Source organism: Oricola sp. (genome assembly GCF_022763245.1).
In the GTDB taxonomy this organism is placed as follows: domain Bacteria; phylum Pseudomonadota; class Alphaproteobacteria; order Rhizobiales; family Rhizobiaceae; genus Oricola.
Genome location: NZ_JALEGV010000043.1, coordinates 220353 through 232883 on the forward strand (window position 1 = coordinate 220353; position 12531 = coordinate 232883).

Consider the following 12531-nt stretch of genomic DNA (forward strand, 5'->3'; position numbering starts at 1 on the left):
GCCGCGTCCGGCACGCGGCGTCGCACACATTCGGAGGAGCCCATGGTTGCCCGCGACATCGAACCTTCAAGCCTCGCGGAAGCGCTGATCGCCCGCGCCGGGGCAGGGCGCCTGATCGTCGCGCTCGCCGGCGCGCCCGGTTCCGGCAAGTCGACGCTCGCCGAGGATCTGGTCGAGCGGATCAACCGCGCCGATCCGGGCGCCGCCGCGATCCTGCCGATGGACGGCTATCACTATGACGACGGCCTGCTCGACGAATTGGGCCGGCGTGCGCGCAAGGGCGCGCCCGACACCTTCGACGTCGGCGGTTTCGCCCACATGCTGCGCAGGCTTCGCGCCAACGAGGAAGACGCGGTCGCCGTGCCGGTCTTCGACCGCGCCATCGAGGTTGCCCGCGCAGGCGCCCGGATGATCGCCCGCGACATCCGCATCGTCGTCGCCGAGGGCAACTACCTGCTGCTCGACGAGGCGCCATGGTCGCAACTGCGCCCGCTCTTCGACGTGACGGTGTCGATCGACGCGACGCTCGACGTCCTGCGCGACAGGCTGGAGGCGCGGTGGCGGGGCTTCAACCTGCCGCCGGAGGTCATCGCCACGAAGGTCGAGGGCAACGATCTCGTCAATGCGCGCCGCGTCATCGAGGGCAGCGTCGAGGCCGATTTCAGGATCCGCACCTGACCCGACGGCAGATTGCCGCACTGCGAAACTTGTCGCGAAATCCGGCATTTGCGGGCTGGCAATTGTCGCCGCCCTTGTGCACCATCGACGCAGCAAGCCGTCCGCGAGACGGCGCGATTTGGAGACGGGACGATGGACGACGCACTTCTGAAACTGCTGGCGACGGTCGACACGCCGACGGTCTGCAACGCCATTGAAACCGCGCTGGGCCGGGGCGGTTTCGCCGCCTTCACCCGCGGCACCCCGTTCGCGACCGCCCCGGACGCGCCGCCCATGGTCGGCTACGCCTCCACCGGCAAGGTCGCCGGCCGCTTCCCGTCGCCGGAAACCCCGGAATCCGTGCGCGAACGCCGCCTCGACTACTACCGCCACATGGCCGCGGCGCGAAATCCGGCGATCGCGGTGGTCGAGGACATCGACTATCCCGACTGCGTCGGCGCGTTCTGGGGCGAGATCAACGCGACCGTGCACAAGGGGCTGGGCCTCTCCGGCGCGGTCACCAACGGCCTTGTGCGCGATCTCGGAAACCTGCCCGACGGCTTTCCCGTCATCGCCGGCTCGGTCGGGCCGAGCCGCGCCTTCGTCCACGTCACCGGCTTCGGCATGCCGGTCGAGGTCTTCGGCCTGACGGTGCGCCAGGGCGATCTCATCCATGCCGACCGGCACGGCGCCGTCGTCATTCCGCCGGAAGTCGTCGGCGGATTGCAGGACGCCGTGCGCCTTGTGCTTGAGTCCGAGAAGGTCGTGCTGGAAACCGCGCGCAGGCCCGACTTCAATGTCGAGATGTTCGAAGCCGTCTGGGCGCGCTTCGAAGAGACCAGAAGCTGAAAGTGACCTAGTAATATTTCTATTATATAATATTTGGCATGTTTGAAAGTCATTACGTGGCGTGATGTAGTTCAGTTTCGGGCAGTGCCAGTATTTGGCAATTGACTCTACCCCGGCCGAGGAACACGATGGCCTCCTCAGCATTCCGTGGGGCGGAAGAGATGAAGATACTGTGCGGAGATTGGCGTTCGGACGCCGACTTGGCGGTCCGGACTTCAGAAGAGGGCATCATACAGGGACTCGTGTTCCCCGTATCGAAATTTGCCTTTGAAAACATACCTTTGGCCAAGGTGAAGCGGATCGAGCCGGTCACGCATGACAATCATGCGTCGATCGGGAGCAGCCTCGACTGGGGCCTGGACGCCGCGGCGATCCTCGGGCCGATCGAGAACATCGTTCCCACCTTCGCCAACGAGGACGTGGGCGACTGCCTGCTCCTGATCGAACTGCATGACGGGCGAAAGGCGCTCGTCGCCGGCTTCGAGCGGGAGTTCCGGGCGGTTCTGGTGCTCGACATCGCCGCCGAAACGGCCATCTCCGGCGCCGGCACGCGGCGCGTGCGTGGCGGATACGCGTCGAGGAGCCGGCAGCGCGAGGAGCGCGAGATGATCAACCGCCTGCCGCGCAGCCCGTTTTCGGACCCGCCCGGCGGCGGCGAGCGCGTCGTGCGCCAGGAAGAGCCGCCGCGTTTCGGCAAGCGGCGCACGCCCACCGTGCGCTGACGCGGCTCGGCCGCGTCAGGCTCGAAGCCTTATCCGATATAGTCCTGCAGGGTCGCGGCCGTGCCCTTGGTCCAAAGGCTGTTCAAGGCCGCGGCGAAGGCGTCGGCGAAGGCCGGATCCTGGCCGAGATCGCCGAAGATGTCGTGCATGGAAAGCCATGCGGAGGGATCCTCGCGCGCCGCCAGCGCCTGTCGCGTCAGCCGTTCGGCGGCGATGTCCTCGATCGTGATCGCGTTGCCCTTGTCGTCCGTTCCGGCGCAGTAGCGGCACCACAGCGCGACTTCCAGCGCCAGCCCGTCCACCGTCTGTCCTGCGGCCAGCCGCGCGGCGACGGTCGGCAGGATGAATTTCGGCTGCCGGTTGGAGCCGTCGAGGCAGAGCCGCGGGATCGTGTCGCCCACCGCGGCGTTGGAGAAGCGCTCGACGATCTTCTCGTAATAGCCCGTCAGGCTGACGCCCGCGATCTCCGGCACGGTCGGGATGATCTCGGAGAATTCGAGCTTGGCCAGGAAGCCCGAGACCAGCGGGTCCGCCATCGCCTCGTGCACGTAATGGATGCCCATCAGCCCGGCCGGATAGGCGATCGTCGCATGGCCGCCATTGAGGATGCGCAGCTTCATCAGTTCGTAGGGCGCGACGTCCTCGACGAATTCCACGCCGACTGTCTCCAGCGCCGGGCGCCCCTGCGGGAAATTGTCTTCCAGCACCCATTGGCGGAACGGTTCGCAGATCACCGGCGCCGCGTCCTCGACGCCGAACTGGTCGCGCACGATGGCGATCTCGCGCGGCCCGGTGGCCGGCGTGATGCAGTCGACCATCCCGCACGGAAAGGCGACGTTCTCGGCGATCCAGTCATGCGATCCGTCGGCGCGGCCCGCCGCCAGCCCGAGCACGGCGTTGCGCGCCACATGGCCGTTTTCCGGCAGGTTGTCGCAGGACATGACGGTAAAGGGCGGGGTGCCGGCCTCGCGCCGGCGCATCAGCGCGGCGATCAGCAGGCCGAACACCGTCTTCGGATGGTCGGGGTCGGCCTGGTCGGCCACGATGTCGGGATGCGAGGCGTCGAACCCGCCGGTCTTGGCATCGACGAAATAGCCGCCCTCGGTCACGGTCAGCGACACGATGCGGATTTCGGGCCGGGTCATCGTCTCGATCAGCGCGTCCGGGTCGACGTCTGCAAAGCCGATCATCGAGCCGCTCACCGTCGCCGAGAAGCCGTTCGGGTCGAGTTCGACCACCGTGGTCAGCCAGTCCTGGCCTTCCAGCTTGGCGCGCATCGCGGCGTCATAGGGCTTCACGCCGCCACCGACGATCGCCCAGTCGCGGTCCTCGCCGGTCTCGAACAGCCGGTGCAGGTAGATCGCCTGGTGGGCGCGGTGGAAATTGCCGACGCCGATATGGACGATGCCGGGGGAGAGGTCCTCGCGGCCATAGGAGGGCTTCGCGACATTTTCGGGAAGCGCGGGCAATGCGGCAAGCGACAGCTTCGTGGCCATGGTCATCAACTCATCCAGTTGCCGCCGTCGACATTGTATGTCTGGGCGACGATGTAATCGGCTTCCTTGGAAGCCAGGAACACGGCCATGCCGGTCAGGTCCTCGGCGCGGCCCATGCGGCCGTAGGGAACGGCAGCGCCGACCTGTTTCATCTTCTCTCCGGGCGCCAGCCCCTCATATTTGGCGAAGAAGGCGTCGACCCCGAGCCAGTGCTCGCCCTCGACCACGCCGGGCGCGATGGCGTTGACGTTGATGCCGTGCCTGATCAGGTCCAGTCCGGCCGACTGGGTCAGCGAGATGACGGCGGCCTTGGTGGCGCAATAGACGGCGACCAGCGCTTCGCCGCGCCGTCCCGCCTGGCTCGCCATGTTGATGATCTTGCCGCCGCCGCCCCGTTCGATCATGTGGCGCGCGACCGCCTGCAGCGTGAACAGCGTGCCGCCGACATTGATGTCGAAGACGCGGGCGTAGTCCTCGCGGGTGATCTCGACGATCGGCGCGGCGGTGAACAGCGCCGCATTGTTGATCAGAATGTCGATCCGGCCCAGCCTGTCGACGGTCTCCGTGACCGCCGCATCGACGCTCTCCTGCCTGGTGACGTCCATTTCGACGGCGATGGCGGCGCTGCCCAGTTCGGCGGCGGTCGCCTGCGCGCCCGCCAGGTTGATGTCGGCGATCGCCACCGACGCGCCCTCGCGCAGATAGGCCTGCGCGAACGCCTTGCCGATGCCGCGCGCGGCTCCGGTGATCAGCGCCGACTTGCCGTCGAGCCGTTTCATCCGATCCGCAATCCCTGCGCGTCGAAGCGGTGGATCTTGTCGGCCTGCGGCGTCATGAAGATCGTGTCGCCGCGATTGAGGCCCACTTCGCCGCTCGCCCGCACCGTCAGCGCGTCGACCAGGCCGGTGCCCTGGATGTGGAAGAAGGTGTCGGAGCCGAGATGCTCGGACACGCCGACGGTGCCGCGCCACGGGCCCTCGGCCTCCGAGACGTCGATGTGCTCGGGCCGGATGCCGATCGTGTGGGCGCCGTATTTCGCCGCTTCCGCGCCCTCGATGAAGTTCATCTTCGGCGAGCCGATGAAGCCGGCGACGAACAGGTTGCGCGGCGCGCGGTAGAGTTCCAGCGGCGATCCCACCTGCTCGATCACGCCGGCATGCAGCACCACGATCTTGTCGGCCATGGTCATGGCCTCCACCTGGTCGTGGGTGACGTAGATCATCGTGGTCTTCAGGCGCTTGTGCAGCTCCGAGATCTCAAGTCGCATGCCGACGCGCAGCGCCGCGTCGAGGTTCGACAGCGGCTCGTCGAACAGGAACGCCGCCGGTTCGCGCACGATGGCGCGGCCGATCGCGACGCGCTGGCGCTGGCCGCCGGACAACTGGCCCGGCCGGCGGTCCAGATAGGGCGTCAGGTTCAGCACCTCGGCCGCGTTGGTGATCCGCCGTTCCTGCTCGTCGGCGGGAACCTTGGCCATGCGCAGCGGGAAGGCGATGTTCTTGCGCACGGTCATGTGCGGATAGAGCGCGTAGGACTGGAACACCATCGCCAGGCCGCGCTTGGCGGGCGGGATGGCCGTGGCGTCGGCGCCGTCGATCTCGATGACGCCGCCGGTCACGTCCTCCAGCCCGGCGATCAGGCGCAGCAGCGTGGACTTGCCGCAGCCCGACGGGCCGACGAAGACGACGAACTCGCCATTGTTGATTTCCAGGTCCAGCGGCGGGATGACGGTGACGTCGCCGAAAGACTTCTTGACCTGCTTGAGTTGAATGCGTCCCATCTTGCGCTCCTCACTTCACCGCGCCGAAGGTCAGGCCCCGGACGAGTTGTTTCTGGCTGAACCAGCCCATGATCAGGATTGGCGCGATGGCCATGGTCGAAGCCGCCGAAAGCTTGGCGTAGAACAGCCCTTCGGGGCTGGAATAGCTGGCGATGAAGGCCGTCAGCGGAGCCGCCTTGGCCGCCGTCAGGTTGAGGGTCCAGAAGGCCTCGTTCCAGGCGAGGATGACGTTCAGGAGGACGGTCGAGGCCATGCCCGGGATCGCCATCGGCGTCAGCACGTAGAGGATCTCCTCGCGCAGGCTCGCCCCGTCCATCCGCGCGGCTTCCAGGATCTCGCCGGGGATTTCCTTGAAGTAGGTGTAGAGCATCCAGACGATGATCGGCAGGTTGATCAGCATCAGCACGATCACCAGGCCCGCACGCGTGTCCAGCAGTCCCAGCCGGATGAAGACGAGGTAGATCGGATAGAGCACCCCGACCGCCGGCAGCATCTTGGTGGACAGCATCCACATCAGGATGTCCTTGGTGCGCTTGGACGGCACGAAGGCCATCGACCAGGCGGCGGGCACGGCGATGATCAGCCCCAGGATCGTCGAGCCGAAGGCCAGGATCACGGAGTTGAAGAAGTGCTTGGAATAGTCCGAGCGCTCCTGCACGACCCCGTAATTCTCGAAGGTCCAGGCCGATGTCAGGACCTCGATCGGCGTCTTGATCGCGTCGCCTTCCGCCTTGAAGGACAGGATCAGGATCCACAGGATCGGGAAGAAGATCAGCAGGCCGATCCCCCAGGCGACGACGGTGTTGATCGTCTTGCGTTGCGTGGTGACTGCGCGGGCCATGGGTCTGTCCTCCTCACGCGTCCAGGTTCTTGCCGACGATGCGCATCAGGAAGATGGCAACGATGTTGGCAAGGATGATTGCGTAGACGCCGCCGGCCGATCCGAGGCCGACATTCTGGCTCTCCAGCACCCGCTGGAAGATCAGGTAGGTGAGCGTCCTTGTGCCGAACGCGCCGCCGGTGGTCACGAAGATTTCCGCGAAGATCGACAGAAGGAAGATCGTCTGGATCAGGATCACGATGGTGATCGCGCGGGCGAGGTGCGGCAGCACGATGTGGACGAAGCGCGAGGTGACCGGCGCGCCGTCCATTTCGGCGGCTTCCAGCTGCTCGCTGTCGAGCGACTGGATGGCGGTCAGGAGGATCAGCGTCGCGAAGGGCAGCCACTGCCAGCTGACGATCATGATGATCGACTGCAGCGAGGCCTGGCTCAGCCATTCGACCGGCGTCGCGCCGAAGAAGCGGAAGACATGCGCCAGGAAGCCGTTGACCGGGTCCATGAAGAGGTTCTTCCAGACCAGCGCGGAAACGGTGGGCATGACGAAGAAGGGCGCGATCACCAGGATGCGCACGATGCCCTGGCCCCACATCGGCTGGTCCAGGAGGATCGCCAGCAGGATGCCGAGGACGACGGTGATGACGAGCACGCCGCCGACGATGAGAAGGGTGGTGAAGACGCTCGGCCAGAAGGAGCTGGCGGACACGAAGCGCACATAGTTCTCGAAGCCGACCCACTCCAGCCCGTTGCCGAGGGAATCGCCCCTGAGCGGCAGGTACTTCTTGAAGGAGAAGAAGAGGGTCATCGTCAGCGGGACGAGCATCCATCCCAGAAGCAGGATCACAGCGGGCGCCATCATCAGGCGGGCTGCGGAGCGGGAATGCTGGGTAGCCATGGACACACCTCCTCTGTTGACGGGAATCGCCGCCGAGAACGGTATTTGTAAGGGACTTGACGAAAGGCCCGAAGGGCGGCCGGTGGCCGCCCCCCGGTGGGAGGATGGCTTACTTGTAGCCTGCGGCTTCCATGGCGTCGTTGGTGATCGCCTGGGCCTTGGCGAGCGCTTCGTCGACGCTCTGCTGGCCTGCATAGACTGCCGAGAACTCCTGGCTGACCTCGGTCGCGATGCCCGCGAATTCCGGGATGGCCGCGAACTGGACGCCCACATACGGGCTCGGCTCGACGGTGGAGTTGTTCGGGTCCGCGGTCAGGATGGAGTCCAGCGTCATCTTGGCGAACGGCACGTCCATGTAGTTCGGGTTCTCATAGAGCGACTTGCGTGCGCCCGGAGGAACGTTGGCCCAGCCTTCCTTCGAAGCGACGAGCTCGATGTAGCCCTTGGACGTCGCCCACTCGATGAACTGCTTGGCCGCGTCGACCTTCTGCGAACCGGCGGGGATCGCCAGCGCCCAGGCCCAGAGCCAGTTGGAGCGCTTGCCGAGGCCGTTGTCCGGAGCGAGCGCGAAACCGACCTTGTCGGCGACGGTCGAGTCGTTCGGGTTGGTCACGAAGGACGCCGCGACGGTCGCGTCGATCCACATGCCGCACTTGCCCTGCTGGAACAGCGACAGGTTCTCGTTGAAGCCGTTGGTGGCGTAGCCGGCGGGGCCGGATTCCGACATCATGCCGACGAAGAACTCGAGCGTGTCCTTCCAGGGCTGGGTGTCGAACTGGGCGTTCCAGTCCATGTCGAACCAGCGGGCGCCGAACGAGTTGGACATCGCGGTGATGAAGGCGCCGCCTTCGCCCCAGCCGGCCTTGCCGCGCAGGCAGATGCCGTTGATGTCGTTGTCGCGGTCGGTCATCGCGGCCGCGGCCTCGCGGATGAACGTCCAGGTCGGCGCGTCCGGCATCTCGAGCCCGGCCTTTTCCATCAGGTCGGTCCGGTACATGATCATCGAGGATTCGCCGTAGAACGGTGCCGCGTAGAGCGTGCCGTCATGGCTCAGGCCGCCTGCCATCGCCGGCAGGATGTCGTCGGCGTCGTATTCGGCGCTCAGGTCGTCCAGCGGGACCAGCCAGCCGTTCGCACCCCAGATCGGGGTCTCGTACATGCCGATGGTCATGATGTCGAAAGCGCCACCCTTGGTGGTGATGTCGGTGGTGACGCGCTGGCGCAGCACGTTTTCTTCCAGCGTGACCCACTCGACGTCATGGCCGGTCTTGGCCGTGAAGTCCTCGGTGAGCCCCTGCATGCGGATCATGTCGCCATTGTTCACGGTAGCGATGGTCAGGGTCTCGGCGGAGACCCCCGTGACGGCGAGTGACAACGCAGACGCGCCCAGGAGGGCGCGAACGAAGATTTTCATGATTTTCCTCCCAATGCCGTTGTCGGGCATTTGCTACGATAACGGGCAGATACTCACATCGACAAGCGCATGAGTCAACCCGCCGACAGCGCAGATTCTTGCGGTCGGCTGGGGAGAAGGCGATTCGTGTTGTTATATCAGATATTTACGGTAGATGAGCAATAGCTCATCTGTTGAGCAAAAGCTCTGCCGTGTGCTCGTTGGTGATCAGGCGGTTGATCAGCCGGCCGGTCATCGCGCCCCGGATCGCCTCCACCTTGGCCTCGCCGGCGGCGATGCCGACGATCGGATTCGGTGAGTCGGCGACCAGCGGCGCGCTGTTCACCCGGTCGTTGACGAGGCCCTTGATGACCTCGCCCTTGCCGTCATAGACCCAGCTGGTGATCTCGCCCGCCGCGCCGGCCCGGTCGAAGGCGCGGATGTCGTCGCGCGTCAGGAAGCCGTCGACCAGCAGCGGCGCCGTCATGTCCATGTTGCCGATCCCGACGAAGGTGACGTCCGCCTGGCGCGCCAGCTCCAGGATGTTGTGCACCGGCTCCTGGTTGTGGAGGATGTGCTTCTCCTCGATCGAGCGCGCATAGACCGGCAGCGGCATCGGATAGTGTTTGGCGTTGACGCGCTCGGCCATGCGGATGACGACGTTGTAGGCGGTCGCCGACCCGTCCGACATCATGTTGCCGAGCAGCGAGACGATGGAATGCTGCGGGCAGTCGAGCGGCGGCAGTTGCTCGACGCAGGCGCGCAGCGCGCGCCCCGTCCCGATGGCGACGATCTTGGGATGCTGCGACTTGAAGTGCCGTTCCATCTCCGCGGCGCCCGCCTGGGCGATGCCGACGATGGAGGAGGGCGCGTCGGGATCGCTCGGCACCACCTCGCACCCGTTCAGGCCGAACGTCTCGGTCAGCCTGACGCTCAGTTCCATGCATTTGGCGATCGGATGGTCGAGGCGGACCTTGATCAGCTTCTCGCTGACGGCGAGCGAGACCAGGCGCTGCGCCGATTGCCGCGACACGCCCAGCTTGCGGGCGATCTCGTCCTGCGTGTTGCCGGCGACGTAATAGAGCCAGCCCGCGCGCGCCGCGTCGTCCAGCCGGCTCGTTTCATTGTCTTGTCTGGCCATGGCCTGTCGTCGCCGCCTTTTCGGATATGCGCAAATGAGGCGCCATTTCGAAGAAATGCTCCCATTTGTCAAAAATCGTGAGCGCGCCGTTCTCGCTGAGCTCAGCCGCGGCGAGGCCCTGCAGGTGGCTGCCGCCGGTGAAGCGCCAGACGTCCATGCCCGCCGCGCGCGCGGCGAAGACGCCCGGCATGCTGTCCTCGACGACGAGGCAGTGCCGCGGATCGACGCCCATCTGGTCGGCAGTGAACAGGAACAGGTCCGGCTCCGGCTTGCCGCGGCTCACCTGCGAGGCGGTGTAGAGCCGGTCGCCGAACCGGTCGGCGAGGCCGGTCAGCGCCAGCGAGCGCCGCGCCCGTGTCGGGCTGGAGCTGGTCGCCACGCACGAGCGCACCGCCAGCGCGTCGATGACGTCGGCCACGCCGGGCACCGCGTCGAGCTCGGTCTCGAAGGCGGCCAGCAATTCGCTGCGGTAGCGCTCCTCGAAGTCGGAATCGAGCGCCAGCCCGTAGGTTATGCGCACCTCCGCGGCGACCTTCGTCCAGGAGCGGCCGAGGAAGTGCTTCTGCACATAGGGAAAATCGACGCGCACGCCGACGCGCCCGAGCTGCTCGATCAGGATGCGCGCGCTGATGACCTCGCTGTCGATCAGCACGCCGTCGCAGTCGAAGATCACCAGCTCGATATGTTCTGACACCATTGCGCGATCCGCGTCCCGTGGGCTTTGAGAGGTCGGAACCTGCCCCGAACCGCGTTTCGCCGCAATGCCGTTTCGGCGGTCCTACTGGATGTCGCCGAACGCCTTGGTGAAGCCGCGCAGCGAAAATTCCAGCAGGATCGGGCGCCGGCCATTGTCGGCGAATTCCACGATCGCCCCGTTTCCGGCCTTCATCGCCGTCAGCATGTCGGCCGTGATCTGGCCGCCGGCATAGCAGCCCTGCGGGTCGCAGGTCTGGAACGGCAATTGCGCGATCGGCTTGCTGTCGACGCTGACCTTCAGCCCCTCGGTCAGGAGGGTGCGCAGCGGAACGTGGATCATGAAGGCCGCGTTGTTGGCGGAGGCGGATTTGCGGATCACCATGCGCGCCAGCACCGCGCCGTTCTGCTTGTTGACGATGCGCTGCTCCATCGCGCATTCCAGCGCCGCGTTGCGGCCTGCGCCGGAGCACTGCACGGCCCAGGGTTCGGGCGGCGGGGTCGCGCCGTCGCCGCCGGATTGCGCCGCTGCCGGATGTGCCGCCGCCGCGATCAACGCGAGCGCGCCCAGTCTCGACAAAACGGGTTTCAGGCTGATCGTCATCTCAAGGTCCCCCTGCTTCTGTGCGATCGGTCTTCCTGGCTGATGTCTTCGTCGCCGAAAGTCTTGCGCCCTCAGGCCTGCCGGCCCCCGGCGACGGTATTGTCGGCGCCTTTGCACTGCCGGATACTGGCCCGGCCGGCGATTTCGATTGCGTCCGGGCCGGCGCGCGTCCGGTTCCTCTACGCCATGGTCGTTCAACTGCTCGTTGCAACAGTCATTGGCACGGCGGACCGTCCAGATCAATTGCAGCGGGGCCTTTTGCCGGCGTCGCGGCGGGTTTTTCGGCTCACGACCAGCCCGTCTCGCGCACCGATCGGGTGTGTTCGCCGAGCCGCGGCGAGGGGCGCTCGGCCACGGGCGCGTCGGCCCCGGCGAAACGGATCGGCGTGCGCAGGCCCGCCACCCCGCCGACGTCGATGCGCATGCCGCGATGGACCACCTGCGGGTCGGCGAAGACGTCGGCCACGGTGTTGATCGGCCCGGCCGGCACCACCGCCGCTTCCATCGCCGCCAGCAGGTCGTCGCGCGTCCGGCGCGTCGTCTTCTCGGTGATCATGCCCGCTAGCGCCTCGCGGTTTTCCACCCGCGCGGCGTTGGTCGCAAACCGCGCGTCGGCGGCGAGTGCCTCCAGCCCGAGGACGCCGCACAGCCGCGCGAACTGCCCTTCATTGCCGACAGCGACGATCAGCCAGCCGTCGGCCGTCTCGAAGGTCTGGTAGGGCGCGATGTTGGGATGCGCGTTGCCCATCCGGTGCGGCGTCGCGCCGGAAGCCAGGAAATTCATCGCCTGGTTGGCGAGAACGCCCGTCATGCAGTCGAGCAGCGCCATGTCGACATGCTTGCCGCGGCCGGTCCGCGCGCGCTCGGCCAGCGCCGCCTGGATGGCGATGACGCCGTAGAGCCCGGTGAAGATGTCGGCGAAGGCGACGCCGACCTTCTGCGGTTCGCCGGCGGGATCGCCGGTCAGGTCCATGATGCCGCCCATCCCCTGGATCAGGAAATCGTAGCCGGCGCGCGCCGCATAGGGCCCGTCCTGGCCGAACCCCGTGACCGAGCAGTAGACGAGGCCCGGATTGTCCGCCGACAGGGTCGCGTAATCGAGCCCGAACTTCGCCAGTCCGCCGAGCTTGAAATTCTCGACCACGACGTCGGCCTCGCCCGCGAGCCGCCGTATGAGCGCGAGGTCGTCCGCGTTTCGATAATCGGCGGTGATCGAGCGCTTGCCCCGGTTGCAGGAATGGAAATAGGCCGCCGCCTTCTCGCCGTCGCGCTCGATGAAGGGCGGCCCCCATGTGCGCGTGTCGTCGCCCTCGGGGCTTTCCACCTTGATCACGTCGGCGCCGAGATCGGCCAGCGTCTGCCCGATCCACGGCCCCGCCAGGATCCGCGCCAGTTCCAGCACCTTGAGGCCGGCGAGGGGAGCCTGCGGCGCGGTTTGGTCATCGCCCATTTGCGGGGCGTCG

At 66.5% G+C, this 12531-nt stretch carries 13 protein-coding genes; 3 read left to right on the top strand and 10 right to left on the bottom strand.

Annotated elements, in window-relative coordinates:
* The first annotated feature begins 42 nt into the window (after positions 1 to 42).
* The 3 genes from MRY80_RS26385 to MRY80_RS26395 all read left to right on the top strand — a co-directional run bounded on the left by MRY80_RS26385 (position 43) and on the right by MRY80_RS26395 (position 2228).
* Positions 43 to 678: a nucleoside triphosphate hydrolase gene (locus tag MRY80_RS26385; protein WP_293294748.1), complete on the top strand. Its 636-nt coding sequence runs from the start codon at positions 43 to 45 to the stop codon at positions 676 to 678.
* Between the two features lie 132 nt (positions 679 to 810).
* Complete coding sequence (locus tag MRY80_RS26390; protein WP_293294749.1) at positions 811 to 1506, top strand: RraA family protein; 696 nt, start codon at positions 811 to 813, stop codon at positions 1504 to 1506.
* 281 nt (positions 1507 to 1787) lie between these two features.
* Positions 1788 to 2228: a hypothetical protein gene (locus tag MRY80_RS26395; RefSeq protein WP_293294750.1), complete on the top strand. Its 441-nt coding sequence runs from the start codon at positions 1788 to 1790 to the stop codon at positions 2226 to 2228.
* Positions 2229 to 2257: 29 nt separating this feature from the next.
* Here MRY80_RS26395 and MRY80_RS26400 read toward each other — a convergent pair whose 3' ends face one another.
* The 10 genes from MRY80_RS26400 to MRY80_RS26445 form a co-directional block, all read right to left on the bottom strand.
* The gene (locus tag MRY80_RS26400) at positions 2258 to 3724 is read right to left on the bottom strand and encodes a mannitol dehydrogenase family protein (protein ID WP_293294934.1); all 1467 of its coding nucleotides are present in this window, start codon (positions 3722 to 3724) and stop codon (positions 2258 to 2260) included.
* A 5-nt stretch (positions 3725 to 3729) separates the two neighbouring features.
* On the bottom strand, positions 3730 to 4503 hold the full coding sequence (locus tag MRY80_RS26405; RefSeq protein WP_293294752.1) for an L-iditol 2-dehydrogenase: 774 nt from the start codon (positions 4501 to 4503) through the stop codon (positions 3730 to 3732).
* Positions 4500 to 5504: an ABC transporter ATP-binding protein gene (locus MRY80_RS26410; protein WP_293294753.1), complete on the bottom strand. Its 1005-nt coding sequence runs from the start codon at positions 5502 to 5504 to the stop codon at positions 4500 to 4502. Before MRY80_RS26410 ends, MRY80_RS26405 begins: the two co-directional genes overlap by 4 nt.
* A 10-nt stretch (positions 5505 to 5514) precedes the next feature.
* Positions 5515 to 6345, bottom strand: coding sequence for a carbohydrate ABC transporter permease (locus tag MRY80_RS26415; protein WP_293294754.1), 831 nt, complete (start codon positions 6343 to 6345; stop codon positions 5515 to 5517).
* 13 nt (positions 6346 to 6358) lie between these two features.
* Positions 6359 to 7237, bottom strand: coding sequence for a sugar ABC transporter permease (locus tag MRY80_RS26420; RefSeq protein ID WP_293294756.1), 879 nt, complete (start codon positions 7235 to 7237; stop codon positions 6359 to 6361).
* A gap of 109 nt (positions 7238 to 7346) precedes the next feature.
* Positions 7347 to 8651, bottom strand: a complete 1305-nt coding sequence (locus MRY80_RS26425; protein ID WP_293294758.1) for a sugar ABC transporter substrate-binding protein — start codon at positions 8649 to 8651, stop codon at positions 7347 to 7349.
* A 166-nt stretch (positions 8652 to 8817) separates the two neighbouring features.
* Positions 8818 to 9771: a sugar-binding transcriptional regulator gene (locus tag MRY80_RS26430; protein ID WP_293294760.1), complete on the bottom strand. Its 954-nt coding sequence runs from the start codon at positions 9769 to 9771 to the stop codon at positions 8818 to 8820.
* Positions 9752 to 10468 (bottom strand): HAD family hydrolase, encoded by a 717-nt coding sequence (locus tag MRY80_RS26435; protein WP_293294762.1) that lies wholly within the window; start codon positions 10466 to 10468, stop codon positions 9752 to 9754. The genes MRY80_RS26430 and MRY80_RS26435 overlap by 20 nt, the downstream gene beginning before the upstream one ends.
* Positions 10469 to 10549: 81 nt before the next feature.
* Positions 10550 to 11068, bottom strand: a complete 519-nt coding sequence (locus MRY80_RS26440; protein ID WP_293294763.1) for an invasion associated locus B family protein — start codon at positions 11066 to 11068, stop codon at positions 10550 to 10552.
* A 286-nt stretch (positions 11069 to 11354) separates the two neighbouring features.
* Entirely contained in the window at positions 11355 to 12518 is a 1164-nt protein-coding gene (locus MRY80_RS26445) for a CaiB/BaiF CoA-transferase family protein (RefSeq protein ID WP_293294935.1), read from the bottom strand.
* Positions 12519 to 12531 lie beyond the last annotated feature (13 nt).